This window comes from Actinoallomurus rhizosphaericola, assembly GCF_024055675.1.
GTDB lineage: Bacteria > Actinomycetota > Actinomycetes > Streptosporangiales > Streptosporangiaceae > Actinoallomurus > Actinoallomurus soli.
In genome coordinates this window covers 21,131-47,581 of sequence record NZ_JAMXMW010000013.1, presented here as the reverse complement: position 1 = coordinate 47,581, position 26,451 = coordinate 21,131, and the positions used below count along the sequence as shown (strand labels likewise).

27 protein-coding genes are annotated in these 26,451 nt (G+C 71.3%); 14 read left to right on the top strand and 13 right to left on the bottom strand.

Annotation, left to right across the window (positions count from 1 at the left end; genetic code table 11):
* Positions 1 to 85: 85 nt before the first annotated feature.
* Positions 86 to 1,267, bottom strand: a complete 1,182-nt coding sequence (glgA, locus tag NE234_RS26735) for a glycogen synthase (protein ID WP_252783407.1) — start codon at positions 1,265 to 1,267, stop codon at positions 86 to 88.
* Positions 1,268 to 1,338: 71 nt separating this feature from the next.
* Between glgA and glgC the strand changes: the two genes are divergently transcribed.
* A complete protein-coding gene (gene glgC, locus NE234_RS26730; protein ID WP_252783406.1) occupies positions 1,339 to 2,574 on the top strand; it encodes a glucose-1-phosphate adenylyltransferase in 1,236 nt (411 codons plus the stop codon).
* A 1-nt stretch (position 2,575) separates the two neighbouring features.
* Here the strand turns inward: glgC and NE234_RS26725 are convergent, their stop codons facing one another.
* The 3 genes from NE234_RS26725 to NE234_RS26715 form a co-directional block, all read right to left on the bottom strand.
* Entirely contained in the window at positions 2,576 to 3,196 is a 621-nt protein-coding gene (locus tag NE234_RS26725; protein WP_252783613.1) for an FMN reductase, read from the bottom strand.
* Positions 3,197 to 3,300: 104 nt separating this feature from the next.
* Positions 3,301 to 4,401: an LLM class flavin-dependent oxidoreductase gene (locus NE234_RS26720; protein ID WP_252783405.1), complete on the bottom strand. Its 1,101-nt coding sequence runs from the start codon at positions 4,399 to 4,401 to the stop codon at positions 3,301 to 3,303.
* A gap of 70 nt (positions 4,402 to 4,471) precedes the next feature.
* The gene (locus NE234_RS26715; RefSeq protein ID WP_252783404.1) at positions 4,472 to 4,909 is read right to left on the bottom strand and encodes a winged helix-turn-helix transcriptional regulator; all 438 of its coding nucleotides are present in this window, start codon (positions 4,907 to 4,909) and stop codon (positions 4,472 to 4,474) included.
* Between the two features lie 158 nt (positions 4,910 to 5,067).
* Between NE234_RS26715 and NE234_RS26710 the strand changes: the two genes are divergently transcribed.
* From NE234_RS26710 to NE234_RS26700, 3 genes are all read left to right on the top strand, one after another.
* The gene (locus NE234_RS26710) at positions 5,068 to 6,261 is read left to right on the top strand and encodes a thiolase family protein (RefSeq protein ID WP_252783403.1); all 1,194 of its coding nucleotides are present in this window, start codon (positions 5,068 to 5,070) and stop codon (positions 6,259 to 6,261) included.
* A gap of 112 nt (positions 6,262 to 6,373) precedes the next feature.
* Entirely contained in the window at positions 6,374 to 7,207 is an 834-nt protein-coding gene (locus NE234_RS26705) for a pentapeptide repeat-containing protein (protein WP_252783612.1), read from the top strand.
* Between the two features lie 87 nt (positions 7,208 to 7,294).
* Positions 7,295 to 8,035 (top strand): hypothetical protein, encoded by a 741-nt coding sequence (locus NE234_RS26700; protein ID WP_252783402.1) that lies wholly within the window; start codon positions 7,295 to 7,297, stop codon positions 8,033 to 8,035.
* 93 nt (positions 8,036 to 8,128) lie between these two features.
* Here NE234_RS26700 and NE234_RS26695 read toward each other — a convergent pair whose 3' ends face one another.
* From NE234_RS26695 to NE234_RS26675, 5 genes are all read right to left on the bottom strand, one after another.
* Positions 8,129 to 9,334, bottom strand: coding sequence for an acyl-CoA dehydrogenase family protein (locus NE234_RS26695; RefSeq protein ID WP_252783401.1), 1,206 nt, complete (start codon positions 9,332 to 9,334; stop codon positions 8,129 to 8,131).
* Between the two features lie 13 nt (positions 9,335 to 9,347).
* A complete protein-coding gene (locus NE234_RS26690; protein ID WP_252783400.1) occupies positions 9,348 to 10,433 on the bottom strand; it encodes a methyltransferase in 1,086 nt (361 codons plus the stop codon).
* A gap of 1 nt (position 10,434) precedes the next feature.
* Positions 10,435 to 11,160 carry a hypothetical protein gene (locus NE234_RS26685; RefSeq protein WP_252783399.1) on the bottom strand — a complete coding sequence of 242 codons (726 nt, stop codon included), beginning with the start codon at positions 11,158 to 11,160 and terminating at the stop codon, positions 10,435 to 10,437.
* The gene (locus tag NE234_RS26680) at positions 11,161 to 11,823 is read right to left on the bottom strand and encodes a TenA family transcriptional regulator (protein WP_252783398.1); all 663 of its coding nucleotides are present in this window, start codon (positions 11,821 to 11,823) and stop codon (positions 11,161 to 11,163) included.
* 70 nt (positions 11,824 to 11,893) lie between these two features.
* Positions 11,894 to 12,352, bottom strand: coding sequence for a PaaI family thioesterase (locus NE234_RS26675; RefSeq protein ID WP_252783397.1), 459 nt, complete (start codon positions 12,350 to 12,352; stop codon positions 11,894 to 11,896).
* A 553-nt stretch (positions 12,353 to 12,905) separates the two neighbouring features.
* On the opposite strand from NE234_RS26675, the gene NE234_RS26670 reads away from it, so the two are divergent.
* The 3 genes from NE234_RS26670 (at position 12,906) to NE234_RS26660 (ending at position 15,260) form a co-directional block, all read left to right on the top strand.
* Entirely contained in the window at positions 12,906 to 13,862 is a 957-nt protein-coding gene (locus NE234_RS26670) for a DMT family transporter (RefSeq protein WP_252783396.1), read from the top strand.
* Between the two features lie 184 nt (positions 13,863 to 14,046).
* The gene (locus NE234_RS26665) at positions 14,047 to 14,649 is read left to right on the top strand and encodes a helix-turn-helix domain-containing protein (RefSeq protein ID WP_252783395.1); all 603 of its coding nucleotides are present in this window, start codon (positions 14,047 to 14,049) and stop codon (positions 14,647 to 14,649) included.
* A 92-nt stretch (positions 14,650 to 14,741) separates the two neighbouring features.
* Positions 14,742 to 15,260: a GNAT family N-acetyltransferase gene (locus NE234_RS26660; RefSeq protein ID WP_252783394.1), complete on the top strand. Its 519-nt coding sequence runs from the start codon at positions 14,742 to 14,744 to the stop codon at positions 15,258 to 15,260.
* Between the two features lie 139 nt (positions 15,261 to 15,399).
* Here NE234_RS26660 and NE234_RS26655 read toward each other — a convergent pair whose 3' ends face one another.
* Positions 15,400 to 16,755: an aspartate aminotransferase family protein gene (locus NE234_RS26655; RefSeq protein ID WP_252783393.1), complete on the bottom strand. Its 1,356-nt coding sequence runs from the start codon at positions 16,753 to 16,755 to the stop codon at positions 15,400 to 15,402.
* Positions 16,756 to 16,769: 14 nt separating this feature from the next.
* A complete protein-coding gene (locus tag NE234_RS26650; RefSeq protein ID WP_252783392.1) occupies positions 16,770 to 17,273 on the bottom strand; it encodes an Lrp/AsnC family transcriptional regulator in 504 nt (167 codons plus the stop codon).
* Between the two features lie 153 nt (positions 17,274 to 17,426).
* Between NE234_RS26650 and NE234_RS26645 the strand changes: the two genes are divergently transcribed.
* The 7 genes from NE234_RS26645 (at position 17,427) to NE234_RS26615 (ending at position 25,002) form a co-directional block, all read left to right on the top strand.
* On the top strand, positions 17,427 to 18,857 hold the full coding sequence (locus NE234_RS26645; protein WP_252783391.1) for a gamma-aminobutyraldehyde dehydrogenase: 1,431 nt from the start codon (positions 17,427 to 17,429) through the stop codon (positions 18,855 to 18,857).
* On the top strand, positions 18,854 to 19,987 hold the full coding sequence (locus tag NE234_RS26640; RefSeq protein WP_252783390.1) for an ABC transporter ATP-binding protein: 1,134 nt from the start codon (positions 18,854 to 18,856) through the stop codon (positions 19,985 to 19,987). The genes NE234_RS26645 and NE234_RS26640 overlap by 4 nt, the downstream gene beginning before the upstream one ends.
* Positions 19,984 to 21,207, top strand: a complete 1,224-nt coding sequence (locus NE234_RS26635; RefSeq protein WP_252783389.1) for a polyamine ABC transporter substrate-binding protein — start codon at positions 19,984 to 19,986, stop codon at positions 21,205 to 21,207. The genes NE234_RS26640 and NE234_RS26635 overlap by 4 nt, the downstream gene beginning before the upstream one ends.
* Before the next feature lie 3 nt (positions 21,208 to 21,210).
* On the top strand, positions 21,211 to 22,065 hold the full coding sequence (locus NE234_RS26630; RefSeq protein WP_252783388.1) for an ABC transporter permease: 855 nt from the start codon (positions 21,211 to 21,213) through the stop codon (positions 22,063 to 22,065).
* Positions 22,062 to 22,895, top strand: a complete 834-nt coding sequence (locus tag NE234_RS26625) for an ABC transporter permease (RefSeq protein ID WP_252783387.1) — start codon at positions 22,062 to 22,064, stop codon at positions 22,893 to 22,895. Before NE234_RS26630 ends, NE234_RS26625 begins: the two co-directional genes overlap by 4 nt.
* Before the next feature lie 7 nt (positions 22,896 to 22,902).
* Positions 22,903 to 24,300: an NAD(P)/FAD-dependent oxidoreductase gene (locus NE234_RS26620; protein ID WP_252783386.1), complete on the top strand. Its 1,398-nt coding sequence runs from the start codon at positions 22,903 to 22,905 to the stop codon at positions 24,298 to 24,300.
* A 69-nt stretch (positions 24,301 to 24,369) separates the two neighbouring features.
* A complete protein-coding gene (locus tag NE234_RS26615; RefSeq protein ID WP_252783385.1) occupies positions 24,370 to 25,002 on the top strand; it encodes an ABATE domain-containing protein in 633 nt (210 codons plus the stop codon).
* 48 nt (positions 25,003 to 25,050) lie between these two features.
* Here NE234_RS26615 and NE234_RS26610 read toward each other — a convergent pair whose 3' ends face one another.
* Together NE234_RS26610 and NE234_RS26605 are read right to left on the bottom strand one after the other, a co-directional pair.
* Entirely contained in the window at positions 25,051 to 25,812 is a 762-nt protein-coding gene (locus NE234_RS26610) for a B3/B4 domain-containing protein (RefSeq protein WP_252783384.1), read from the bottom strand.
* Positions 25,809 to 26,420 (bottom strand): LysE family translocator, encoded by a 612-nt coding sequence (locus NE234_RS26605; protein ID WP_252783383.1) that lies wholly within the window; start codon positions 26,418 to 26,420, stop codon positions 25,809 to 25,811. Before NE234_RS26605 ends, NE234_RS26610 begins: the two co-directional genes overlap by 4 nt.
* Positions 26,421 to 26,451 lie beyond the last annotated feature (31 nt).

Genomic DNA, 26,451 nt, shown 5'->3' with positions numbered 1-26,451 from the left:
TTTCACCGGTGACGGGGCACAGTCTCCCCGGTGAACGGCCTCCGGGGGATCCGGGTAATCCCGTACTCCGCACGTGGGGACGGTGTCAGGTGAGGGAGGCGTACAGGTCGTGGGTGCGGCGGGCGATCTGGGACCAGGAGAAGTGCTCGATCGCCCGGCGGCGGCCCGCCGCGCCCATCGCGGCGGCGCGCCCGGGGTCGGCGAGCAGCGCGTTCACGCGTTCGGCGAGGTCGGCGGCGAAGCGGTCGGGGTCGACGGGCGTGCCGGTGCCGTCGGCGGCCTGTTCGATCGGGACGAGCAGTCCCGTCTCGCCGTCGGCGACGACCTCGGGGATCCCGCCGGTCGCGGTGGCGACGACGGCCGCCTCGCAGGCCATGGCCTCCAGGTTGACGATGCCCATCGGCTCGTACACCGACGGGCAGACGAACACGGTCGCGTGGCTGAGGATCTGCACGACCTCGGGGCGGGGCAGCATCTGCTCGATCCACACGATCCCGCCGCGGTCGCGGCGCAGTTCCCCGACGAGCCCCTCGACCTCCGCGGAGATCTCCGGGGTGTCGGGCGCCCCGGCGCACAGCACGAGCTGGGCGGCCGGGTCGAAGGAGCGGGCGGCCCGCAGCAGGTAGGGCAGGCCCTTCTGGCGGGTGATGCGCCCGACGAAGACCACGGACGGGCGCTCGGGGTCGATGCCGTGGCGGGTGAGCACGTCGGTGCCGTGGTCCGGGGTGTACTGGTCGGTGTCGATGCCGTTGTGCAGGACCGTGATCCGGCCGGGGTCGACCTCGGGATAGCAGGCGAGCACGTCGCGGCGGATGCCCTCGGAGACGGCCACGATCGCGTCGGCGGCCAGGATCGCGGTGCGCTCGGCCCAGGAGGAGACCGCGTACCCGCCGCCGAGCTGCTCGGCCTTCCAGGGCCGCAGCGGCTCGAGGCTGTGGGTGGTGACCACGTGCGGGACGCCGTGCAGGAGCTTGGCGACGTGGCCGGCGAGGCCCGCGTACCAGGTGTGGCTGTGCACCAGGTCCGCTCCCCCGGCGCCGGCGGCCATCTCCAGGTCGACGCCGAGCGTCTGCAGGGCCGGGTTCGCCGCCCGCAGCGGCTCCGGGACGCGGTAGCCGGTCACGCCGGGCTCGGTACGTTCGCCGTCGAAGCAGTGGACCCGCAGGTCGCACAGCCGGCGCAGCTCCCGGGCCAGGTACTCGACGTGGACTCCGGCGCCTCCGTAGACGTCCGGCGGGTATTCACGAGTGAGCAGGTCGACGCGCATGCCCGGCAGCGTAGTGCCGAATATGCCTCCTCGTCCTGTTTCAACGCTGGTGGGAGGGCTAAGGTCTGGCCATGGCGAGACCTCATGTCCTGGCGATGGTGCTGGCGGGCGGGGAGGGCAAGCGGCTGATGCCGCTGACGGCCGACCGGGCCAAGCCCGCGGTGCCCTTCGGCGGAATGTACCGGCTGATCGACTTCGTGCTGTCCAACCTGGCGAACGCCGGCTACCTCAAGATCGTGGTGCTGACGCAGTACAAGAACCACAGCCTGGACCGGCACGTGTCTCGTACGTGGCGGATGTCGACGCTGCTGGGGAACTACGTGACGCCCGTGCCCGCCCAGCAGCGGCTGGGGCCGCGGTGGTTCGCCGGCTCGGCCGACGCGATCCTGCAGAACCTCAACCTGATCGAGGACGAGCGGCCCGACCATGTGATCGTCTTCGGCGCCGACCACATCTACCGCATGGACCCGCGGCAGATGGTCGAGCAGCACATCGAGTCCGGCGCGGGGGTCACGATCGCCGCGATCCGCCAGCCGCTGTCCCTCGCCGACCAGTTCGGGGTGATCGAGACGGAGCCCGACGGCGTCGGTGTCGCGGCGTTCCGGGAGAAGCCCAAGGACGCGGTGGGCCTGCCGGACGCGCCCGACCAGGTCTACGCCTCCATGGGCAACTACGTCTTCGACACCAAGGTCCTCGTCGACGTGGTCAAGGAGGACGCCGCCGATCTGTCCAGCAAGCACGACGTCGGCGGGAACATCATTCCCAAGCTCGTCAAGGCCGGCCGCGCGCAGGTCTACGACTTCGCCGACAACCAGGTGCCCGGCTCCACCGACCGTGACCGCGGGTACTGGCGCGACGTGGGGACCCTGGACGCCTTCTACGAGGCGCACATGGACCTGATCTCCATCCACCCGGTGTTCAACCTGTACAACCAGGAGTGGCCGATCTACACCGGTCACGACCCGCTGCCGCCGGCCAAGTTCGTGTTCAACGAGGAGGGGCGGCGCGGGTACGCCGTCGACTCGATGGTCTCCCCCGGCGTCATCGTCGCCGGCGGGGTGGCCGAGCGCTCCATCCTGTCCCCCGGCGTGTATGTCGACGCGGGCGCCTCCGTGCACGGCTCGGTCCTGATGGACTGCGTACGGGTCGGGCGCGGCGCCGTCGTCCGCAACGCCATCATCGACAAGAACGTCGTCATCCCCGACGGCGCCCGGATCGGCGTCGATGAGGACTACGACCGGGAGCACTTCACCGTCACCGCGAGCGGCGTACGGGTCCTGGGCAAGAACCAGATCGTGCCGGGCTGAGTCACTCCGGGCGCAGGGCCGCCAGCTGCTCCGCGAAGGGCACGACGGCCTCTTCCTGTGGTGGGGTGGACGGGCGGTCGCCCATCAGGGCGGCCAGCTCGCCCGCCGCGCGGCCGATCCGGGCCGTCAGGTCGCCGGTGCCGTCGCCGCCGGAGCTCCAGTCCTCCGGCGCGGCGTACACCGCGGTGGGGACCGTGATCGCGCGCAGGTAGGTGAACAGCGGCCGCAGCGCGTGCTCGAGGGCGAGCGAGTGGCGGGCGGTGCCCCCGGTCGCGGCGATCAGGACGGGGCGTCCGGCGAGGGCGGTGTTGTCGATCACGTCGAAGAACGACTTGAACAGCCCGCTGTAGGAGGCCGAGAAGATCGGGGTGACCGCGATCAGGCCGTCCGCGCCGGTGACCGCCTCGATCGCCGGGCGCAGCCGGGCGCCGGGGAACCCGGTGACCATGGCGTTCGCGATGTCGGTGGCCAGGTCGCGCAGCTCGACCACCGTGACCTCGGCGGGGCGCCCGCCCTCGGTCAGGTGCTCGCGGGTGGCCGCGGCCAGGCGGTCGGCCAGCAGCCGGGTCGAGGACGGCGTGCCCAGGCCCGCCGAGACCGCGACGACCCGCAGCGGGTCGATACGGCCTACTCCGCCCGAGGAGGCGCTTCGCTCGCTCGTGCGGCCTGCTTCGCCGGAGGAGTCCCCGGCGGCGCCGTGCTGCTCGATCCGCTCGCTCGGCTCGCTCATGAGGCCGCCTCGGCCGGGGTCTCGGTGCCGCGGGCGGCCAGCAGGGAGGCGTGGGTGGGCGCGTCGGGGACCCCGGCCGGCCGCCTGGCGGCGAACTCCTCACGCAGCACCGGGACGACCTCCTCGCCGAGCAGGTCCAGCTGCTCCAGGACGGTCTTGAGCGGCAGTCCGGCGTGGTCGATGAGGAACAGCTGGCGCTGGTAGTCCCCGAAGTGCTCGCGGAAGGTCAGGGTCTTGTCGATGACCTGCTGGGGGCTGCCGACGGTGAGGGGCGTCTCGGCCGTGAACTCCTCCAGCGACGGGCCGTGCCCGTACACGGGGGCGTTGTCGAAGTAGGGGCGGAACTCCCGTACGGCGTCCTGGGAGTTCTTGCGCATGAACACCTGCCCGCCCAGGCCGACGATCGCCTGCTCGGGCGTGCCGTGCCCGTAGTGAGCGTAACGCTCCCGGTACAGGCTGATGAGCCGCTGGAAGTGCTCCTTGGGCCAGAAGATGTTGTTGGCGAAGAATCCGTCGCCGTAGTAGGCGGCCTGTTCGGCGATCTCCGGGCTGCGGATCGAGCCGTGCCAGACGAACGGCGGGACGCCGTCCAGCGGCCGGGGCGTGCTGGTGAACCCCTGCAGCGGGGTGCGGAAGCGGCCCTTCCAGTCGACCACGTCCTCGCGCCAGAGCCGGTGCAGCAGCGCGTAGTTCTCGATCGCCAGGGGGATGCCCTGGCGGATGTCCTGGCCGAACCAGGGGTAGACGGGGCCGGTGTTGCCCCGGCCCAGCATCAGGTCGACGCGCCCGCCGGCCAGGTGCTGGAGCATCGCGAAGTCCTCGGCGATCTTCACCGGGTCGTTCGTGGTGATCAGCGTGGTCGCGGTCGACAGGATCAGCCGCTCGGTGCAGGCCGCGATGTAGCCCAGCATCGTCGTCGGGGACGAGGGCACGAACGGCGGGTTGTGGTGCTCGCCGGTGGCGAACACGTCCAGACCGACCTCCTCGGCCTTGCGCGCGATCGTCACCATCGCCGTGATCCGCTCATGCTCACTCGGCGTCCTGCCGGTGGTCGGATCCGGCGTGACGTCGCCGACCGTGAAGATCCCGAACTGCATGACGCGACCCTTCCATGCTGATTGAATCTTCAACGATAGCAACGTTCCCCGTCGCCCATTCCCCCGCGGGTCACCGGACGGGGCCGAGACGGACCGGGCTGACCCCCTCCTCCGTCACCGGCTCACCGCAGTGCGCGCACACCGTCTGCGGGCGCAGGTCCGCTCCGCAGGAGTGGCGCCAGACCGTCGGCGGCGGGCCCTCGGCGACGTAACGGTCGCCCCAGTCCATCAGGTTCAGCAGGATCGGCTGCAGCGCCCGCCCGGCCTCGGTCGGCACGTACTCATAGCGCGGCGGGTGCTCCTCGTACCGGCGCTTCGTCAGTACCCCGGCGTCCACCAGCGTCCGCAGCCGCGCGGCGAGGATGTCGCGGCTGGCGCCGGTGTTGCGGGCGATCTGGTCGAACCTCCGCTCGCCGAGCAGGATCTCCCGCAGGGCGAGCAGGCTCCACTTCTCGCCGATCACGGCCAGCGCGTCGGCGATCGAACACTGACGGCCGCGTACGGCCACGGGGCTGCCCTCCTCGCTCGGCGCCGTCGGCGCACCGGCCGGTCCTGCGGCCCAACCTACCCCCCGGACACGGTGACGCCCGCGATCAGTGGGTTGTGAAATCCAACTCTGGACGGTATACCCGTCAGTAGCTTCGATGGCGAGTGAGGGGATGTCTCATGAACGACGCGGTCATCGTCGACGCGGTCCGCACGCCGATCGGCAAGGGCAAGCCGGGCGGCGCCCTGTCGGGGATGCACCCCGTCGACCTGCACGCGCACGTGATCCGGTCGCTGCTGGAACGGACCGGGATCGACCCGGCCGCCGTCGACGACGTGATCAGCGGAGCCGTCGGCCAGATCGGCGAGCAGAGCGCCAACACCGCGCGGTGGGCGGCGCTGGCGGCCGGGCTGCCGGAGTCGGTGCCCGCCGTCACGGTGGACCGCCAGTGCGGCAGCAGCCAGCAGGCGATCCACTTCGCGGCCCAGGGCGTCATCAGCGGGGCGTACGACGTGGTGATCGCCTCCGGCGTCGAGTCGATGAGCCGGGTGCCGATCGGCAGCCAGACCGCCGGACGTGACTTCCTCGGCGCGGGCGTGGCCGAGCGCTACCCGGGCGGCCTGGTGCCGCAGGGCGTCAGCGCCGAGCTGATCGCCCAGCGCTGGGACCTGTCCCGTGAACGGCTGGACGCCTTCGCCGCCGAGAGCCACCACCGCGCCGCGCGGGCGTGGGAGGAGGGCCGCTTCGCCGGCGAGGTCTCCCCTCTCAAGGCGCCCTCGGCCGACGGCACGCCCGTGCAGGTCACCCACGACGAGTCCGTACGGCCGGGCACCACGCCGCAGATCCTGGCCGGCCTGCGGCCGGCGTTCCGCGCCGACGTGTGGCAGGAGCGCTTCCCCGACCTCGACTGGCGGATCACCGCGGGCAACTCCTCGCCCGTCAACGACGGCGCCGCCGCCGTCCTCATCACCAGCGGCGCGACGGCGCGGCGGCTCGGGCTGCGGCCCCGCGCCCGCCTGCACTCCTTCGCCGTGGTCGGCGACGACCCCCTGCTCATGCTCACCGGCATCATCCCCGCGACGCGCAAGGTCCTGGACCGCGCGGGCCTGTCGCTGGAGGAGATCGACGCGTTCGAGGTCAACGAGGCCTTCACCAGCGTCGTGCTCGCCTGGCTCGCCGAGACCGGCGCCGACCCGGCCAAGGTCAACGTCAACGGCGGGGCGACCGCCCTGGGACACCCGCTGGGAGCCAGCGGCGCACGCCTGATGACCACGCTGCTGTCGGTCCTCGAACAGCGCGGCGGGCGCTACGGCCTGCAGACGATGTGCGAGGCCGGCGGCCTCGCCAACGCGACCATCGTCGAACGCCTCTGAGCCGAACGCCACTGAACGGCACGCGGGCTCCGGCACGGCGCCAGGTCCCGGACAATGAAGGTCCGTGCCGGGCGCCGCGCCCGGAGCCGAGCCGAGCCAGGAGAGCGCGCCGTTGCCCCGCGAACGCCAGACCATCCCCCTCACGACGGCCCGTACGGACCTGCGCGCCGACTGCGGACGCTGCCAGGGGCTGTGCTGCGTGGCGCTGCCGTTCGCGGCCTCGGCCGGCTTCGCCATCGACAAGGACGCCGGGCGGCCCTGCCCGAACCTGAACGCCGACTTCCGCTGCGGCATCCACGCCGACCTGCGCGACAAGGGCTTCTCCGGCTGCACCGTCTTCGACTGCTTCGGCGCCGGGCAGCAGGTCAGCCAGGTCACCTTCGCCGGACACGACTGGAGGGAGTCGCCCGGCACCGCCCGGCGGATGTTCGCGGTGTTCGCCGTCATGCGGCAGCTCCACGAGATCCTGTGGTACCTCACCGAGGCGCTCGCGCTGCCCGCCGCCCGCCCGGTCCACGACGAGCTGCGCCGGACGCTGACCGACACGCGACGTCTCACCCGCGCCGGCGCCGAGGAACTGGCCGAGGCGGACGTCGCCGCGCACCGCGCCCGGGTCAATCCGCTCCTGCTGCGCGCCAGCGAGCTCGTACGGGCCGGAGTGCCCGGCCGCCGCAAGAACCGCCGGGGCGCCGACCTCATGGGGGCGCGGCTGCGCGGCGCGGACCTGCGCGGCGCCGACCTGCGCGGGGCCTACCTCATCGCCGCGGACCTGCGGGACGCCGACCTGCGCACGGCGGACCTGATCGGGGCCGACCTGCGCGACGCCGACCTGCGGGGAGCGGACCTGACCGGCGCGATCTTCCTGACCCAGGCCCAGGTCAACGCCGCCCGCGGCGACGCCGCCACGCGGCTGCCGTCCGCCCTGAGCCGCCCGGCGCACTGGTGACCCGCGCGGCCACCCGTCACCGGCCGGGCCCGTACGATCCGGCGCGCCGGGCGCGAACCGGGGTCCATGACTGAGGAAAGGCCGACCGTGGAGCGGGATTACCGGACCGGGGACATCCTCAGGGTCTCCTGCCCCTACACCGAGGCCCGGGTCACCAGAGTGCCGACGGCGCACGACCCCCACGTGGTGGTCGAGTGGCCGTGGTGGTCGGTGGATCCGGACTGCGACTGGGTGGACTGGAACGGTCAGGTCGCACTGGTCGGCGACCCGGCCTCGTACGAGTGGGACGACGAGCTGTTCCGGACGGAGCCGGCCGCACAACGTCTCGTCGTCGGCGCGACCTGCCGCGTCGGGATCCCGCCCACCACCGTGCACGTGGTGTCGGTCGAGCATTACGACCCGCCTCTGGAGACCGGGCGCCTGCCACGCCCTCGCCGGCACGTGGCCGTCCTGCGCGCGGGCCGGTCCTACGATGCCGAGCTGGACGAGTTGGATGTCGAACAGGGGTATGAGATCGATCCGGACGATGACATGCCGATCGCCCTCGACCTGCTGTTCCGGCCGTACGCCTTCCTCGCCGGCGGCGATGAGGTCGCCGATGCGGCGGGTCGGGCGTGGCGCTTCGACGCCCCGTGGGACTGGCATCCCTTCGACGGCGCCGACGCGCGCGAACCCGTCTGGCCCTTGACGCTCCTGTACCGTGGCGGTCCCGCCGACGAGGCGACGGCCGCCGCGGTCGCTCGCGCGACGCGGACGGGGTCCCATCGGGAAGAACTCAGGCGCTGGACCGAACTGGCACGGGCGAGACCCACCCGCGGCAAGCGGTAGAAGTCGGCCGGTGCGGGGCCGCCGTGGTGGGCGACCGGCGGTCGACGGCGGTGCGGCGGCCCGTCCGGCTCCCGGCCGGATGCGCGCGGGCCGTCAGATCAGGCCCTCGGCCGACAGCGGGTGCCGGGCCAGGGCCTTGTCGACCCCCAGCCACAGCGCGCCCGCCATCTCCATGATCTTGGGCTGGCCCATGAGGTGCTGCCCGATCGTGGTCAGGTCGCGCTGGTGGCGCTCGAGCGGGCAGCGCCGGTAGATCGAGGCGCTGCCGACGACGTCCGCGAGGAGGCGTACGGCGTCGCGGCAGGTCCGGATCGTGTGCATGTGCGCGCCGACCAGCGCGGCCCGCAGGCGCAGCGACGGCTCGGCGCCGGTCTCCAGCGTCGACCACAGTTCGCCCAGGACGTCGTACTGGTAGCTGCGGGCGGCGCCGACCATCGCGTGGACCTGGGCGACGCCGGCGCGTACCCGCGGGTCCTCGCGCGCCGGGCGCATCTCCGGGACGAGCATCTTGTCGGCCAGGATCTGCTCGGCGGAGTGCAGCGCGGCGCGGGCGATGCCCAGCGGCACCCCGGGGAGGTTGGCGAAGAACATGCCCGGCCAGGCGTAGAGGGTGCCGGCGCGCCGGCGGCGGCGAAGGTCGCCGAACCGGAAGGTCTGCTCGGCCGGGACGAACGCGCCCTCGACGGCGTAGTCATGGCTGCCGCTGCCGGCCAGCCCGGTGGTGTGCCAGGTGTCGAGGATCTCGAACTCCCCGGCCGGCAGCATCGCGACGCGGGTCTCCGGCCGCCCGTCCTCCGTCATCACGGGGGCACCGTCCTCGCACACCAGCGCGCCGCCGATGATGACGTCGGCGTGCGTGCAGCCGCTGCCGAACTGCCAGCGGCCCTCCAGCCGGTAGCCGCCCGCCACCCGGTGCAGCCGGCCGGCCGGGACGATCCAGCCCGCGGTGATCATGTCCAGGTCGGGGTAGAGCCCGCGGGCGACGGAGTCCTCCAGAGGCGCGGTGTAGAAGCCGCCGTCCGAGCCGATCATGGCGCACCAGCCGGCCGCCCCGTCGGCCGCGGACAACTCCTCGATGATCTCGGTCTGGGTGCGGATGTCGACCTCCGGCCCGCCCCAGGCACGCGGCATCGCCATGCGGAACACGCCCGTCGAGCGCAGCGCCTCCACCGCGCGCGGCGTCAGCCGGCGGCCGCGTTCACCCGCCTCGGCCTCCTCGCGCAGGACCGGGGCGACGGCGCGGGCGGCCGCCAGGATCGCCGGGCCGTCCAGGACCGTGGTGTCGGTCGGGAGCGTCATGCGCGGTGCCTCCTCAGGCCGGGGTCGCCTCGATCACCCGGAAGTCGAAGCGGGGAAGGGCGGTCAGCCGGACCTGCTCGAACCCGGCGGCGTCGAGCAGCCGCTCGAACTCCCGCTCCGTGCGCTCCCGGCCGCCGGTGGCGACGAGCATGTGCAGGTCCAGCAGCAGGTCCCGGATCTCGGCGGGGTCGCCGGGAGTGACGCGCTCGGGCACGGCCCGTTCGATCACGAACAGGCGGCCGCCCGGCGGCACCGCGGCGCGGACGTTGCGGAGGATCGCGGTGGCGCGCTCGTCGTCCCAGTCATGGAGGATCTGCTTGAGCAGGTAGGCGTCGGCGCCTGCGGGCACCGAGACGAAGAAGTCGCCGCTGACCACCTCGCACCGCGCGGCGACACCGGCTTCGGCGAGCGTCGTGGCCGTCGCGGCCAGGCCGGTCGGCACGTCGAACACCACGCCCCGTACGCCCGGATGGGCTCGCAGGACGTGGGAGAGCAGGGTGCCGTCGCCGCCGCCGACGTCGACGACCGTGCCGAAGCGCGACAGGTCGGCGGCGGCGAGGATGCCGGGCGCGGCGTCCCGGGTGTGCTCGGCCATGGCCCGGTTGAACGTCGCCGCCTCCTCGGGCTCGCGCGCGTAGTACTCGATCCAGGAGACCCCGTGCGCCAGATCCCAGGCCGGCTCTCCGGTGCGCACGCTGGGCACCAGTTCGTCCCAGCTCCGCCAGACCGCCGGGCCGCACATCATCCGCACGAGTTCGCGGATGGAGTCCGGGGCGTCCTTGCGCAGGGGCCGCCCGGCCTCGGCCAGCTCGAACCGGTCCGTCGCGGTCTGGGTCACCAGCCCCATCCCGGCCAGGGCCAGCAGCAGCCGCCGCAGCGACGGCCCGTGCGCGCCGGTGCGCTCGGCCAGTTCGGCCGTTGTCAGGGGCCCGTCGTCGAGCAGGTCGGCCAGGCCCAGCTCGGCGGCCGCGTAGACGGTCTTGGCGGCCAACGCGTGCATGACCGTCTGCATGAGGCGGGCCGGCGCCGGCCGCCCGCTCGAACCGGCGGCCGTGCCGCCGGCCGTGGTCGTGGCGGCGTCCTGATCCGTCGAGCCCACCTCACGCGCTCCCGAGCTCGTCCGTCGCGCGCGTGGCCGACCGTTTCACGTCGGCGGCGATGCTCTTCATCGTGACCTTCCGGTGGAAGTAGTGGTAGCTGCGGGCGAGGGCGTAGTCGATGTGCTCCCTGCGGTCGGTCCTGAAGTAGGTGACGTAGTCGCAGATGGCCGTGTCCCCCAGCAGGTGCAGGGGCTCGTGCCGGACCGGGAGCGTTCCGAAGTCGACGAACAGGGGGAGGACCTCGTGCCGGACCAGCCCGGCGACGAAGTCGAACCCCTTGGTGTACGACAGCAGGGCGCAGTTCTTCAGGATGATGCCCAGGAGGAGATCACCCTGGTAGGTCTGCTCGACCGCGACGTTGTTGACCTGGAGGATCCTCCTGCCGGACGCTCCGGGGATCGTCCGGTGGAACACCGAGTCCGGGGCGACCGGCGTGAGCCGGAAGATGGCCACCGCCTGATCGCGGTAGGTGACCTTGTAGCAGCTCGACGCGGTGCTGGGAAGGAAGTCCTCGCTGTAGAGCCCGAGCGGCTTGAGGGCCTTCTCCAGGAATTCCCGGTACTCATCGTGCTCGTGCACGTCCTGGATCTCGTAGGTCTGGTACTTGCGCACTTCCCGCAGGACCGACTCGTCGGCGGGGGCGGCGACCAGGGTGATCGGGGACGTCACGTCGCGGTTGGCGAGGATCGCGTCGTCTTCCAGGTGGAGACCGTCGTAGGTGATCATCTAGGAGGTCGCGCTCATCACGTCACGGAACATCTGGCCGTAGTAGTGGATCGTCATCCGCCTGCCCTGGATGACCTCGTCGAGGTCGGAGTCCCCGATCAGCAGTTCGTCGACGGCCTTCTTGACGTCCTCGATGTGCCGGGCGTCGAACCCGCCGTGGCTCCTGATGAAGGTCACCTGGTCGCGTTCCAGGCCGTACTGCTGCCTGAGCGTGTCCGCGATCACCTTGCCCAGGTCCGCGCCGAGCCCCTCGGTCAGGCTGGCCACGCCGAGGATGCCCAGCGGGCTTCCGTAGGTCGCCATGTAGTAGTTCTGCGCGACCAGGCCCCAGGAGCCGGGCATCGGCGGGACGGCCAGGACCCGGTCGACGTCCTCGCCCAGGTTCCGCAGGTCGTTGACGCAGAACAGGTCGTGGTTGTTCTCCTCGCGGACCTGGTCGAAGAACCAGTCCCGCAGCCCGCGGTACTCGTCGCCGAGACGCGCCCCGGCCAGCGACAGCATCCGGGAGGTGTGGCGGACCATGTGGTACGTCTCGCGCAGATAGCTGACGTAGTGCTCGCGCTTCATCCCGCCGCCGAGGACGAGTTCGATCAGCGGGTTGTTCTCGATCTCGCTCCTGAACTCACTGTCGGTGGCGGACAGCAGTTTCTCGAAATTGCTCATGCGCGGCGTTCCATCCTTCGGGGCTCGCTGGGCGGGCGAGGGCGGCGTGATCTGCGAGGCGGCGGGACCGCTACCGGGACCCGGAGCCGTGGTCCGGGCTGCTGGGGAAGGGTGTCAGGCGGTAGGTCCCGATCGCCCGGGCCAGGGGCCGGCCGGCCTGGTCCATGAGCCTCGCCTCGAGAAAAGCGGACGTATTGCCCATTGAGGTGATACGGCCTTCGCCGAAGATCCGGCCCACGGGAACCGGCTTGATGAAGTCGGTCGACATCGAAATGGTGACGGGCAGGAACCGCGCGTCGGTGAGCCCGACAATGGCCGAGCCCATGCACTCGTCGAGCATGGCCGTGATGAATCCGCCGTGGACGCTTCCGCCGGGATTCGTGAAAGCCTCGGTCGCGGTGAACGACAGATGGATCGAATCCGAGCTCTTGTCGAGTTTCAGCAGCGTCCAGTCGACCAGCGCCGCGACCTGCGGTCGGTCGCCCAGGCGGTCGAAGATGGTCTCTTCCGTCGTGTTCGTCTCAGGCACGCACGAGTCGCTTTCGTTGATACTTCAACAGGCCTCGGCCCTCGAAGCCCGTCCGTCCGGAATTCGCGTCGGCGAGGCACCGGGCCTCGCCCGACAGATTCAATGACTTCATGATCTTTGTCAAGTCAACGATGACGCCGATCCGTCCACTCTATGTACGCGCACGGTGGCCCAACGCCTCTGGCGCGGTGAATCACGGCCGTTCTCGTGAATTCCACGGGTCCCGGATCGCGCGCCACATGATTGGGAGCGAACGCCCCATCTTTTACAGATGGCCCGAATATCGACTGCCGGCCGGGACGCGGCCGGCCGCGCAGACCGGATCCGGCCAGCGATCCGGCGGCGACGCGCGGGTCGTCCCGTTCCCGGGCCGCGGCTCATGGGGCCTGCCGTGCCGTTGGCTTAAAGTGAAGCCCATGTGTACGGCAGCGCTTGCGCCTCCGACCCTCTAGACGGGTCGCGATCGACACCGCACGTCGATGAGCGTATCGACGTGCCGTCCGGTCGTGCCCGCGCAGGCGACCACGACCGATCTGCTCCGTCTGGAGATTCTGTGTCGAAAACTGCCGTTACGACGCCGTCCGCCGTACTGAGCGCTCCACGCTCGGCGCCACGCGGACTCATCTATCTCGCGATCGCCGGGTCCACCTGGGGGACGACCGGGGCCGCAGTGGAGGTCGTCTACAGGTCGAGTGACCTGGGGCCGATGGCGATCTCCTTCTGGCGCTTCCTTACGGGAATGGCGCTGCTGGTCGCGGCACGGACACTGCGCCGTTCCCGCAGACCCCGCACGCCCCAGCCGGTACGTCGGCGGGTGCTCCTGCCGACGGGGACGGGCATCGGCCTGGCGGTGTTCCAGACCGCTTACTTCGGCGCCGTCCGGGACACCGGACTGGCCGTCGGCACCATCGTGACCTTGGGCGCCGCTCCCGTGTTCGCCGCAGGCGGCGGGCGGCTGTTCCTGGGCGAGCGCCTCGGACGCGACGGGTTCCTCGCCGTCGGCGGCGCCCTGGCCGGCCTCGCGATCCTCGTCCTGGGAAATCAGCAGAGCGTCGTCCGTCCCGTCGGCGTCGGGCTCGCGCTGCTGTCGGCGGCCGGATACGCCGTGGCCAACGTCCTGGGCCGCTGGACCGGGCGACACGGGACCGGGGAGAATCCCTACACCCTGACCGTATGGTCGTTCGGCATCGGCGCGGCCATCATGCTTCCCTTCGCGTGGGGTGAAGGGCTCTGGCCGCACACGGCGCATCTCGGCCGGGTCCTGCTGATGATCCTGTACGTAGCCGTCGTCACGACGGCGCTCGCCTATCCGCTGTACTTCGCCGGCGCGGCCGTCGTGCGGGCGGCCACCGCGGCGGTGGTGATGCTCATCGAGCCGGTCAGCGCCGCGGTACTGGCGGTCGTGCTGTTGGGTGAACGGCTCACCGTTGCCACGGTCGGCGGCACAGCGCTGCTGCTGGCGGCCATCACCGGCCTGGCGATCGCCGAATCACGCCCGGCGCGAAGCTGACGGTCACCGATGAGGGTGGTGCGCGAGCCGATGGTCTCGCGCACCACGCTCGTGTTCCTCGCACTGCTCAGGTCCACCAGATGCTGCCGGGCGGTCGCCCAGTGCCCAGGATCCGCGTCGCCGGAGCGACGAAAACCCTCGGCGCTAGGCCGCCGGTGTCGAGTTCTGGGATATCTTCCCATATATGGGAGATGAGGGCCTGGCCCAAGAGCGCGGGCCGGATGGGGTGGACGCCCGGCTGGCGGCCCGGCTGGCGGCCCGGCTGGCGGAGCTGCGCGTCGAGCGCGGCTGGTCGCTGGAGGAGCTGGCCCGCCGGACGGGGGTGAGCCGTTCGACCCTGTCCCGGTTGGAACGCGGCGAGATCAGCCCCACCGCCGCCCTGCTCGGCAGGCTGTGCGCGGCCTACGAGCGGACGATGTCACGCCTCCTCGCCGAGGTCGAGACCGACCCGCCCCACGTCGTACGAGCCGGTGAGCAGGCCGTGTGGCGGGATGAGGCGTCGGGTTTCGTACGGCGGTCGGTGTCGCCTCCGCACCCCGGCCTTCGCGGTGAGGTCATCGAGGGCCTGCTGACCCCGGGCGCGGACATCTCCTACGACGGACCGCCCGTCCCCGGCCTGGAGCAGCACATCTGGGTGCTCGAAGGGGCCCTGGAGGTCGGCGCGAACGGGCACACCTACCGGCTGGGCGAAGGCGACTGCCTCCGGTTCCGGTTGTGGGGCCGGTCGCGTTTCCGCTGCACTGGAGCCGAGCCGGTCCGCTACGCCGTGATGGTGGTCCTGCCGTGACGTCCTCCACCGCGCGAGAGTCCGGTTCGGGTGCCCCGCGGCCGCTGACCCAGTCCCCTCCCCCACCGCCGGCCGGCGAAGGAGATCCCCCGGTGCACCCCATCACCCGCCTGTCCGCCGCCGAGTACACCGCCCGCGTGCCGGACCTGGCCGACCTCCTGCTGGACGCCGTCGCCGGCGGTCACTCCCTCGGCTTCGTGGAGCCGTTCGAGCGCGGCGCCGCGCTCGACTGGTGGCGGGCGCGCACCCCGGCCGTGGCCGACGGGAGCCTGCTCGTGTGGGCCTGCCCCGGCCCGCGGGGCGTCGACGGGACCGTCGGCCTCGCCCTGGAATCCAAGCCCAACGGCCGGCACCGCGCCGAGGTGGTCAAACTGATGGTCCACCGCGACGCGCGGGGCCGGGGACTGGGCCGGGCGCTGCTGGCCACCGCCGAGCGTGCCGCCGCGGAGCTCGGCGCCGGACTCCTGCTCCTGGACACCGAGACCGGCAGCGTCGCCGAGAGCCTCTACACCACCGCAGGCTGGACGCGGTACGGCGTCGTCCCGGACTATGCGAGCGACCCGTCGGGCGCGCTGCGCGACTGCAGCTTCTTCTACAAGCGCCTGCGGTGAGCCCGGCCGGACGCGCCGGGAAGGACCGGCCGGTGGAGGAACGAGCGAATGCATCGCCTGGTCGGCGCGGGCCGGTCCGGCACCACCTCGGTGACAAGAGGTCAGGAGGTGATGCCGGGCCGGAGGGCCTGCCGCCGGCTCAGAGCCGGGACCAGGCCTCGGCCAGCGTCGCGCGCAGGATCCGCTCGATCTCGTCGAAGTGCTCCTGGCCGCAGATCAGCGGCGGGGCCAGCTGGATCACCGGGTCGCCGCGGTCGTCGGCCCGGCAGACGAGACCGGCGTCGAACAGCGCGGAGGACAGGAAGCCCCGCAGCAGCCACTCGGACTCCTCGCCGCTGAAGGTCTCCCGGGTGTCCTTGTCCTTGACGAGCTCGATGCCGTAGAAGTAGCCGGCGCCGCGGACCTCCCCCACGATCGGCAGGTCGGTCAGCTTCTCCAGGGTGGCGCGGAAGGCGGCCTCGTTCTCGCGGACGTGGTCGAGGACCTTCTCCTTCTCGAACAGGTCGAGGTTGGCCAGGGCGACCGCGGTGGACACCGGGTGCCCGGCGAAGGTGATGCCGTGCAGGAAGGTGGCCGGCCCGTCGGCGAACGGCTCGACGAGCCGGTCGCTGACCATCATGCCGCCCAGCGGGGAGTAGCCGGAGGTGACGCCCTTGGCGAAGGTGATGATGTCGGGCTGGTAGCCGTACCGCTCGGCGCCGAAGTAGTGGCCGAGCCGCCCGAACGCGCAGATCACCTCATCGGAGACCATGAGCACGCCGTACTTGTCGCAGATCTTGCGGACCCGCTCGAAGTAGCCGGGCGGCGGCGGGAAGCAGCCGCCGGCGTTCTGCACCGGCTCGAGGAACACGGCGGCCACCGACTCGGGGCCCTCCCGCAGGATGGCCCGTTCGATCTCGTCGGCCGCCCACTGCCCGAACCGCTCTGCGGAGTCGCCGTACTCGGGCGCGCGGTAGAAGTTGGTGTTGGGCACGCGAACAGAACCCGGCACGAGGGGCTCGAAGGGGTGCTTGATCGGGGCGAGGCCGGTGATCGACAGGGCGCCCATGGAGGTGCCGTGGTAGGCGATGTCGCGGCTGAGCACCTTGTAGCGGCCGTGCTGCCCGATCAGCTTGAAGTAGTTGCGGGCCAGCTTCCACGCCGACTCGACGGCCTCGGAGCCGCTCGTCGTGAAGAAGACCCGGTTCAGGTCGCCGGGGGCCAGGGCGGCGAGCCGCTCGGCCAGCTCGATCGCGCCCGGGTGGGCGTAGGACCACAGGGGGAAGTAGGCCAGCTCCCCGGCCTGGGCGGCCGCGGCGTCGGCGAGCTCGCGGCGGCCGTGCCCGAGCTGGGACACGAACAGGCCGGACAGGCCGTCGAGGTAGCGCCGGCCCTTGTCGTCGTAGACGTAGGCGCCCTCCCCGCGGACGATGACGGGAACGTCGGCGTCCTTGTAGGACGACATCCGGGTGAAGTGCATCCACAGATGGCGCTTGGCGGCGTCCTGGAGGTTCATCTTTCTGCTTTCTCTCAGCGGGTTCCCCACGCGTAGGTCTGCTTGCGGAGCTTGAGGTAGACGAAGCTCTCGGTGCCGGCCACCCCGGGCACCGCCCGGATCCGGCCGAGGAGATCGAGCAGGTGGTCGTCGCTCTCGCACACGATCTCGACCAGCAGGTCGAAGGAGCCCGCGGTGATCACGACATAGTCGATCTCCTGGAAGCCGGCGAGGGCGTCGGCGACGCTCTCCAGGTCGCCCTCGCAGCGGACGCCGATCATGGCCTGCCGGAAGAAACCCAGCGAGAGCGGGTCGGTGACCGCGACGATCTGCATCACGCCCGACTCCAGCAGCCGCTGGACGCGCTGCCGTACGGCGGCCTCGGACAGGCCCACCGCCTTGCCCAGCGCGGCGTACGAGCTGCGGCCGTCCGCCTGGAGCAGCTCGATCAGCTTCTTGGACGTCTCGTCGAGGCTGTTGCTGCCCGTGCGCCGTCCGTTCGCCACCGGCCGTGCGGGCGGCCCTTGATCGTCGGTCATCGCGACCTCCCTTGCTGCGACATCGTGGCAGATCGGCTCCAGAAGTCAAGGATTTCGTCGTGAAATCTATTCGTAACAACGGAATCGCTTGTTTTGGGAGATTCGTTCTGCCAGGGTCGGCTCATCACAGCCTGTAGACCCCGGAGGCCGACCGTGACCTTGCGGAACTTCGTGGGCGGCGAGCACGTCGATGCCAAGGACGGCCGCACGTCCGACGTGATCGATCCCAGCACCGGCGAGACGTACGCCCAGGCGCCGCTGTCGGGGCCCGCGGACGTCGACGCGGCGATGACCGCCGCCGCCGCGGCGTTCGAACAGTGGCGCGACGCCACGCCCGGCGAGCGGAGCCTGGCTCTGCTACGGATCGCCGACGCCATCGAGGCCCGGGCCGAGGACCTCGTCCGGGCCGAGTGCCGCAACACCGGCAAGCCGCTGCAGCTCACCCGGGACGAGGAGGTCGGCCCCATGGCCGACGAGTTCCGGTTCTTCGCCGGCTGCGCCCGGCTGCTGGAGGGACGCTCGGCCGGGGAGTACATGACCGACCACACCTCCATGATCCGCCGCGAGCCGATCGGCGTCTGCGCGCAGGTCACGCCGTGGAACTACCCGATGGTCATGGCGACCTGGAAGATCGCGCCGGCGCTGGCGGCGGGCAACACGGTCGTGCTCAAACCGTCCGACACCACGCCGGTCACCACGCTCATGCTCGCCGAGATCGCCGCGGAGTTCCTGCCGCCGGGCGTGCTCAACGTCGTCTGCGGCGACCGGGACACCGGCCGCGAACTGGTCGGCCACCCGATCCCGCAGATGATCTCGGTCACCGGCTCGGTACGGGCGGGCATGCAGGTCGCCCGGCAGGCCGCCGGCTCGCTGAAGAAGGTCCACCTCGAACTGGGCGGCAAGGCCCCGGTGCTCGTCTTCGACGACGCCGACGTGGCCAAGACCGCGCAGGGCATCGCCGAGGCCGGGTACTTCAACGCCGGCCAGGACTGCACCGCCGCCACCCGGGTCCTGGCCACGCCCGGCGTCTACGACGACCTGGTCGCCGCGCTCGCCGAGCGGGCCAAGGCCACGAGGGTCGGCCCGCCGAGCGACGAGGACGCCTTCTACGGCCCGCTGAACAACGCGAACCAGCTCGACCGCGTCACCGGATTCCTCGACCGGGCGCCCGCCCACGCCGAGGTCGTGGCCGGCGGCGGACGCGTCGGCGACCGCGGCTACTTCTACGCCCCGACCGTGGTCACCGGCCTGCGCCAGGACGACGAGATGATCCAGAGCGAGATCTTCGGCCCGGTCATCACCGTCCAGCGCGTCGCCGACGAGGACGAGGCGATCAGCATGGCCAACGGCGTGCCGTACGCGCTGGCCGCCAGCGTGTGGACCCGCGACCACGGGCGGGCGATGCGGATGTCCAAGCGACTCGACTTCGGCGCCGTGTGGATCAACACCCACATCCCCTTCGTCTCCGAGATGCCGCACGGCGGCTTCAAGCACTCCGGCTACGGCAAGGACCTGTCGATGTACGGCTTCGAGGACTACACGCGGATCAAGCACGTCATGAGCTACATCGGAGCCGGGGAATGACCGAGCTGCGCGAGACCGAGGCCGCCACCGCCGCGAAGGTCGCCGCGATCGAGCTGCGCGGCGTCGTCAAGAGCTTCCAGTCCCACGGCGAGACGGTCACCGCCGTCCGGGGCGTCGACCTGACCATCGCCGAAGGCGAGTTCTTCTCCCTCCTGGGCCCGTCCGGGTGCGGCAAGACGACGACGATGCGGATGATCGCCGGGTTCGACGAGCCCACCGAGGGACAGATCATCCTGCACGGCGGCGACGTCGTCGGCGTGCCGCCCAACCGCCGCGACGTCAACATGGTCTTCCAGTCCTACGCGCTGTTCCCGCACATGAGCGTGTTCGAGAACGTCGCGTTCGGGCTGCGCCGCAAGAACACCCCCAAGGACGAGGTCACCCGCCGCGTCGGGGAGATGCTGGAGATCGTGGACCTCGCCGGCCGGGAGAAGCGCCGGCCGCGCGAGCTGTCCGGCGGCCAGCAGCAGCGGGTCGCGCTGGCACGCGCGCTGGTCAACCGCCCGCGGGCGCTGCTGCTGGACGAGCCGCTCGGCGCGCTGGACCTGAAGCTGCGCCAGGCGATGCAGGTCGAGCTCAAGCGCATCCAGCGCGAGGTCGGCATCACCTTCGTCTACGTCACCCACGACCAGGGCGAGGCACTGACGATGTCGGACCGCATCGCGGTCATGAACGAGGGCGTGATCGAGCAGCTCGGCCCGCCGCGGCAGGTCTACGAGCGGCCCGCCACCGCGTTCGTCGCCGGCTTCATCGGCACCTCGAACGTGCTGTCCGGCACCGTCGCCCGTACCGACGGCGACACGGCCGTCATCGAGCCGGGACCCGGCGAGCGGATCCTGATCCCCGGTGCCGCTGCGGAGGCCGGCGGGACCGTCGAGCTCACCGTACGGCCCGAGAAGATCGGCATCGGGCTGCACCCTCCGGACGAGGAGGACTGCGCGCTGCGCGGCACCGTCACCGAGGTCGTCTACCTCGGCACGTTCACGAACTACACGGTCCGTACGTCCACCGGCGCCGAGGTCGTGGTCTTCGTGCAGAACGCCTCCTCCGCGGACGACGTCGCCGCGTCCGGGGACACCGTCTGGCTCTCCTGGGAGCCCCGCCACTCCTACGCGATCGGAGCAGCATGAACGAGATCGACCCCCGGCTCCTGCGCGGCATGACACGGAGCCGGCGCGACGTCCTGCGGATGTTCGGGCTGGCGGGCGCCGGCCTCGGCCTGGCCGCCTGCGGCGTCAAGGGCACCAAGGCCGCCCCGGCCAAGCAGAGCGACGTCCAGAAGTACTGGAACGGCAAGACCAAGCACGGCCACGTGAACTTCGCCAACTGGCCGCTGTACATGGACAAGGGCCGTACCCCGCTGAAGCAGTTCACCAAGGAGACCGGCATCTCGGTGACCTACCGGGAGGTCATCCAGGACGACCCGTCGTGGTTCGGCAAGATCCAGCCGCAGCTGCAGGCGAACCAGTCGATCGGCTACGACCTGATGGTCATTACCAACGGCGTGTCGTTCACCAAGCTCACCGAGCTCGGCTACCTCGTGCCGCTGGACCATTCCAAGATGCCGAACTTCACCAAGAACGCCGGCGCCGCGTACAAGAACGAGTCCTTCGACCCGGGCAACGTCTACAGCGTCCCCTACCAGACCGGGATCACCGGGATCGCCTACGACCCGACGAAGACCGGCCGGGAGATCACCAGCCTCGCCGACCTGTGGGACCCGAAGTTCAAGGGCAAGGTCGGGATGCTGTCCGACGTCCAGGAGATCGGCAACTTCGGGATGATGGCGGTCGGCGTCAACCCGGAGCGGTCCACGCCGGACGACTGGAAGAAGGCCGGCGCCAAGCTGAAGGAGCAGCGGGACCAGGGGATCGTCCGCAAGTACTTCGACCAGGACTACATCGACGCGCTCACCCGCGGCGACATCTGGCTGTCCATGGCGTACTCCGGCGACATCTTCCAGCAGAACCTCTCGGAGGGGTCGAACCTGAAGTTCGTCATCCCGAAGGAGGGCGGCACGATCTGGACCGACAACCTGACGATCCCCAAGACCGCCGAGAACCCCGTCGACGCCCTCACGCTGCTGGACTACTTCTACCGGCCGGACGTCGCCGCCCAGCTCGCCGAGATCGTCAGCTACGTCACCCCGGTCCCGGGCGCCAAGGACGTCCTGGCGGCCGAGGCCGCCAAGGCCACCGGCTCGCGGAAGAAGACGCTGCAGACCCTGGCGGACAGCCCGCTGATCTTCCCCTCCGACGCCGACTACGCCCGGCTGCACCACTACCGGAAGATGACCACGGCGGAGGAGCAGCAGTACAACGCGGTCTTCCAGCAGATCACGGCGGGGTGACCGATGCGCAGACGTCTCGCGCCGTACCTGCTGGTCCTGCCCGGTGGGCTCTGGCTCGCGATCTTCTTCGTGCTGCCGATGGTCGTGATGCTGTCGTTCTCGCTCATGCAGGGCGACGTCGTCAACGGCTTCCAGCTCACCTGGCACTGGCAGAACTACACCGACAGCCTCTCGGCCTACGACGACCAGCTGATCCGGTCCCTGGTGTACGGGCTGCTGGCGACGGCGGCGTGCGTGCTGCTCGCCTACCCGGCCGCGTACTGGATCGCCTTCCGCGGCGGCAGCCGCAAGTCGACGTTCCTGTTCCTGATGTTGCTGCCGTTCTTCGTGTCGTTCGTGCTGCGGACGTTCTCCTGGAAGTTCCTGCTGGCCGATGACGGCATCGTCCTGGGCCCTCTGAAGAACGCCGGGCTGCTGCCGCAGGACTTCCACGTGCTCGCCACCGGCTTCGCCGTCGTGGCCGGCCTCACCTACAACTATCTGCCGTTCATGGTGCTGCCGATCTACGTGGCGCTGGAGCGCGTGGACCCGCGGCTGATCGAAGCGGCGCAGGACCTGTACGCGGGCCGGGCGCAGGCGTTCCTGCGGGTGGTGCTGCCGCTGTCGGTGCCGGGGGTGTTCGCGGGCGTGCTCATGACGTTCGTCCCGGTCAGCGCCGACTACGTCAACGCGACGGTGCTCGGCGGCACCAACAACACGATGATCGGCAACGTCATCCAGAACCTCTACCTGGTGAACAACGACTACCCCCAGGCCGCGGCGCTGTCGTTCGCGCTGATGGCGATCCTGCTGATCGGGATCTTCGCGTACGCGCGGGCGCTGGGCACCGAGGACGTGCTGGAGGTGGCGGCCCGATGACGACTTCCACCATGACGCAGGCCGGGCCCGCCGTCCGGGCAGGGCGGGGCCGGCGCGGCTGGGGCGACCGGGTCCTGTACGCCTACACCTGGCTGATCATCGCCTGGCTGTGCCTGCCGATCGCCGTGATGATCGCGTTCGGGTTCAACAACGCCAAGGGGCGCCTGAACCTGACGTGGCAGGGCTTCACGTTCAAGTGGTACGGCAGGCTGTTCGCGGTGCCGGACCTGACGACGGCGCTGGTGAACTCCCTCACGATCGCGGTCCTGGCGGCGCTCGGCGCGACGGTCCTCGGCACGCTGATCGGCCTGGCCCTGGGACGGTTCCGGTTCCGCGGGCAGGGCGCGCTGAACCTCGTGCAGTTCGCGGCGATCTCCGCGCCGGAGACGGTGATGGGCGCGTCCCTGCTGTCGTTCTTCGTCCAGCTCGGCGTGGGCCGCGGCTACCTGACGATCCTCGTCTCGCACATCATGTTCTCGCTGTCGTTCGTGGCGGTCACGGTACGGGCGCGGGTGCTGACGCTCGATCCGTTCGTGGAGGAGGCCGCGCAGGACCTGGGCGCGAGCGGCTGGACGACGTTCCGGCTCGTCACCCTGCCGATGATCTTCCCGGCGGTGCTGGCCGGCGGGCTGCTGGCCTTCGCGCTGTCCATCGATGACTTCATCATCACGAGCTTCAACAGCGGCTCCACCCTGACGTTCCCGCTGTGGATCTGGGGAGCGCAGAAGAACGGCCTGCCACCGCAGGTCAACGTCATGGGAACCCTCATCTTCCTGGCGGGTGTCCTCCTCGCGGTGGGCAACGCGGTGCTCGCCCGCAGGCGGCGGTGATCCGGAGATGAACGTCCTGGCGGCCCTGGCCGAGGCCGAGCCCACGCCGTACTGGCTGGCCGACCCGGCGGCGCCCGAACCCGTGCCCGCGCTCGTCGGCCCGACCTCCTGCGACCTGGCCGTGGTCGGCGCGGGTTACACCGGACTGTGGACGGCGCTGCGGGCCAAGGAACGCGATCCGGCTCTGGACGTGGTCGTCGTCGAGGCGGACGTGGCGGGCGGCGCCGCGTCCGGCCGCAACGGCGGGTTCTGCGCGGCCAGCCTCACCCACGGGCTCGGCAACGGCCTGGCCCGCTGGCGCGAGGAGATGCCCGTCCTCGAGCGCCTCGGCCGGGAGAACCTCGACGGGATCGAGGACACGGTGCGGCGCCACGGCATCGACTGCGACTTCGAGCGCACCGGTGAGCTCAGCGTCGCGACGGAGGACTGGCAGCTCGACGGCCTGCGGACACTGGCCGAGGAGTCCGCCGCCCTCGGCCGCCCCGCCGAGCTCCTCGACGCCGGCGCCGTCCAGGCCGAGATCGCCTCGCCCACCTACCAGGGTGGGCTGTGGGACCGGGACGGCGTCGCGATGGTGCATCCGGCCAAGCTCGCCTGGGGACTGCGGCAGGCGTGCCTGACGGCCGGCGTCCGGCTGTACGAGCGCACCCCGGTCGATGCGGTCGAGGACGAACACCACGGCCGGCTGCGGCTGCGCACGCCGTACGGCTCCGTCGAGGCCGAGAAGGTCGCGGTGGGCACGGGCGCCTTCGCCGGGCCCCTGCGCCGCCTCCGGCACTTCGCCGTTCCGGTGTACGACTACGTGCTGGTCACCGAGCCGCTGCCGGCCGACCGGCGCGCGTCGATCGGCTGGCGGAACCGCCAGGGCGTCGGCGACGCCGGGAACCAGTTCCACTACTACCGGCTCACCGCGGACGGCCGGATCCTGTGGGGCGGCTATGACGCCATCTACCACTTCCGCGGCGGGGTGGCGTCCGAGCTGGAACGCCGCCCGCAGACGTTCGCGACGCTCGCCCGGCACTTCTTCGCGACGTTCCCGCAGCTGGAGGGGGTGCGGTTCAGCCACGCCTGGGGCGGCATGATCGACACGTGCAGCCGTTTCTGCGCGTTCTACGGCACGGCGTACGGCGGCCGGCTGGCGTACGCGGCCGGTTATACGGGCCTGGGCGTCGGCGCGACGCGGTTCGCCGCCGACGTCATGCTCGACCTGCTGTCCGGCGCGGAGACCGAGCGCACCCGGCTGGAGATGGTGCGTTCCAAGCCGATGCCGTTCCCGCCCGAGCCGCTGCGCTACGGCGTCATCCAGCTCACCCGCTGGTCGCTCGCCCGCGCCGACCGCCGCCAGGGCCGCCGCAACCTGTGGCTGCGCACCCTCGACCACCTGGGCGTCGGCTTCGACTCCTGAGCGGCCCCGGAGTGGCCGTGTAACGCATGGCCGCGGGGAGTTCCGTTAGAAGCGCGGTAGGGTGCGCCCATGGGAACGAGCGCGCCACTGCTGGGCGAACCGCTGCCCATCGAGCTGATGAACACGGTCTGGGGCGACCGCGATGGCGTGCACGACGCGCTCGACGGGCCCGCCGGCACCGCGGCGTGGCTGCGGGCCGTCCTCCCCCGCCTCGAGCCGATGACCGCGTCCGACCTCGACGACCTGACCGCGGAGGACGCCGGGGACCTGACGCGGCGGCTGCTCCGGCTGCGCGACGCCCTGCGGCGGCTCGCGTCCGAGGCCACCGGCGACCCCCGGCCGGCCGCGAAGGCCCCGATCCGGGACCTGGAGGCGGCCGTCGCCGTCGTCAACGAGGCCGCCGGTGCGGTGCCCCGGTGGGCGGCGCTGACGTGGACGCCCGGCGGAACGCCCGCCCGCCTCATCCGCGCCGGCGGCCGGGCGCCCGCCGCGGCGGTGTCGGCCATCGCCGAAGAGGCCGTCGACCTGTTCGGCCGCCCCGACCGGCTGCGGCTGCGCGCCTGCCTGGCCCCCGGATGCGTCCTGTACTTCCGCAAGGACCACCCGCGCCGTGAGTGGTGCTCCACCGCCTGCGGCAACCGGGTCCGCGCAGCGCGTCACTACCGGCGCCACCGCCGCTCGCCCTCGGCCCTCGAGCGGTGACCGAACGGCCGGTCAGGTCACCGTGCCCCGGCGCACGGTGCGGGCCGGTCAGCGTGGCGTCTCGTCCTCGGTCCCGCTCGGCTGGACGGGAAGGTCGAAGCGCGGCGCGGAGCGGCTCAACGTCGCGGTCCGCACCGTGGTCGGCCAGACGCTGCTCAGCGCCTCCGCCAGTGTGGCGATGAGGTCCGGGACGTCCTTGGCCGCCGAGGCATGCATCGCCTCCGTGACGATCAGGACTGTACGGGTCGTGGCGCGAACGGCCGAATGACCGCTCTGCCGGTTCGTCCATCGCCGGGCGTGCGCGTGCCCGGCGGCGTCGACGAAGGTCACCTCTCCCGGCTCCGGGCTCTCCGGCTCGCCCGACAGTGTCAGGTAGCTCTCGTCACCGGCCGCGTGCCGGACTTCGAGGTGGCCGGAGATCCTGGCGACGTCCAGCGCGGCGACCGGGATCGCGAAGGCGAGCGAGACGGCGTTGCAGAGGTCGACCAACGGGTGGATGCGTGGCAGGGCGCCGTCTTTGCGGAAGCGTCGCAGCAGCGACTCCGAGGCGCATCGATACCGCGTGGGCTTGAGTCCCATCGTCGAGAAAGCGCGCCGCCAGGCCTGGATCTCGGGCAGGTCGGCCTCCGTGCCTCCTGCGAGCCGCGCCTTGGCGAGCATGGTGAACGCCTCGATCCGAGGCTCGACGACCGCGTCGGCGGTGATCCGCGTCGCCGTCAGCACGCCGGCGACGAGTTGGGGGTGATCGGACCAGATCTCGTCCGAATGCTGGAAGTACATGAGCGAGTCCGTGGTGGGGTCGGCGGTCATCTGGCGGCGAGGGCGAGCTTGGCGCCGAGGGCGACGAAGGACCCGGCGAAGCCCCTGCGCAACCAGGCCATCAGCCGCGGCCGCGCGGCCACGTGGTCCCGTACCGAGGCGGCGAAGACACCGTAAGCGGCGAAGACCGCGAGCGTCACCAGCATGAAGACGGCGCTCAGCTCCAGCATCCGCAGCACGTGGCCCGGCCGGCCGGCATCGACGAACTGCGGCAGGAAGGCGAAGAAGAAGATCGTCAGCTTGGGGTTGAGGAGATTGATCAGGACGCCGGAGGCGATCACGCGTCCCGCCGGGCGCGGCGCGGTCTCCTCCTTGGAGAGGATCGGATCCGTGGCCTTCAGCGTGGCCCACGCCATGGACAGCAGGTAGGCCACCCCGAGGTACTTGACGAGCTGGAACGCCGTCTGGCTCGTGTGCAGTAGCGCCGCCACGCCGGTGATCGCCGCCACCATGTGGGGAACCGTGCCCAGCGTGCATCCGATCGCGGCGACGACGCTCGCACGACGGCCGTGCGACAGTCCCGCCGACAACGTGTAGATCGCCCCGGTGCCGGGCGTGGCGACCACGATGAGCGTGGTCACCAGGAACGCGATGCTCATGAGGGATCTCCTGATGGGTTCCGGTGATGGC

Bases quoted from the DNA above. Each gene is read 5' to 3' on its own strand.
- glgA (WP_252783407.1), bottom strand. From the start codon at position 1,267: ATGCGCGTCGACCTGCTCACTCGTGAATACCCGCCGGACGTCTACGGA.
- glgC (WP_252783406.1), top strand. From the start codon at position 1,339: ATGGCGAGACCTCATGTCCTGGCGATGGTGCTGGCGGGCGGGGAGGGC.
- NE234_RS26720 (WP_252783405.1), bottom strand. From the start codon at position 4,401: ATGCAGTTCGGGATCTTCACGGTCGGCGACGTCACGCCGGATCCGACC.
- NE234_RS26710 (WP_252783403.1), top strand. From the start codon at position 5,068: ATGAACGACGCGGTCATCGTCGACGCGGTCCGCACGCCGATCGGCAAG.
- NE234_RS26695 (WP_252783401.1), bottom strand. From the start codon at position 9,334: ATGACGCTCCCGACCGACACCACGGTCCTGGACGGCCCGGCGATCCTG.
- NE234_RS26685 (WP_252783399.1), bottom strand. From the start codon at position 11,160: ATGATCACCTACGACGGTCTCCACCTGGAAGACGACGCGATCCTCGCC.
- NE234_RS26680 (WP_252783398.1), bottom strand. From the start codon at position 11,823: ATGAGCAATTTCGAGAAACTGCTGTCCGCCACCGACAGTGAGTTCAGG.
- NE234_RS26665 (WP_252783395.1), top strand. From the start codon at position 14,047: ATGGGAGATGAGGGCCTGGCCCAAGAGCGCGGGCCGGATGGGGTGGAC.
- NE234_RS26655 (WP_252783393.1), bottom strand. From the start codon at position 16,755: ATGAACCTCCAGGACGCCGCCAAGCGCCATCTGTGGATGCACTTCACC.
- NE234_RS26650 (WP_252783392.1), bottom strand. From the start codon at position 17,273: ATGACCGACGATCAAGGGCCGCCCGCACGGCCGGTGGCGAACGGACGG.
- NE234_RS26640 (WP_252783390.1), top strand. From the start codon at position 18,854: ATGACCGAGCTGCGCGAGACCGAGGCCGCCACCGCCGCGAAGGTCGCC.
- NE234_RS26635 (WP_252783389.1), top strand. From the start codon at position 19,984: ATGAACGAGATCGACCCCCGGCTCCTGCGCGGCATGACACGGAGCCGG.
- NE234_RS26630 (WP_252783388.1), top strand. From the start codon at position 21,211: ATGCGCAGACGTCTCGCGCCGTACCTGCTGGTCCTGCCCGGTGGGCTC.
- NE234_RS26625 (WP_252783387.1), top strand. From the start codon at position 22,062: ATGACGACTTCCACCATGACGCAGGCCGGGCCCGCCGTCCGGGCAGGG.
- NE234_RS26620 (WP_252783386.1), top strand. From the start codon at position 22,903: ATGAACGTCCTGGCGGCCCTGGCCGAGGCCGAGCCCACGCCGTACTGG.
- NE234_RS26615 (WP_252783385.1), top strand. From the start codon at position 24,370: ATGGGAACGAGCGCGCCACTGCTGGGCGAACCGCTGCCCATCGAGCTG.
- NE234_RS26610 (WP_252783384.1), bottom strand. From the start codon at position 25,812: ATGACCGCCGACCCCACCACGGACTCGCTCATGTACTTCCAGCATTCG.
- NE234_RS26605 (WP_252783383.1), bottom strand. From the start codon at position 26,420: ATGAGCATCGCGTTCCTGGTGACCACGCTCATCGTGGTCGCCACGCCC.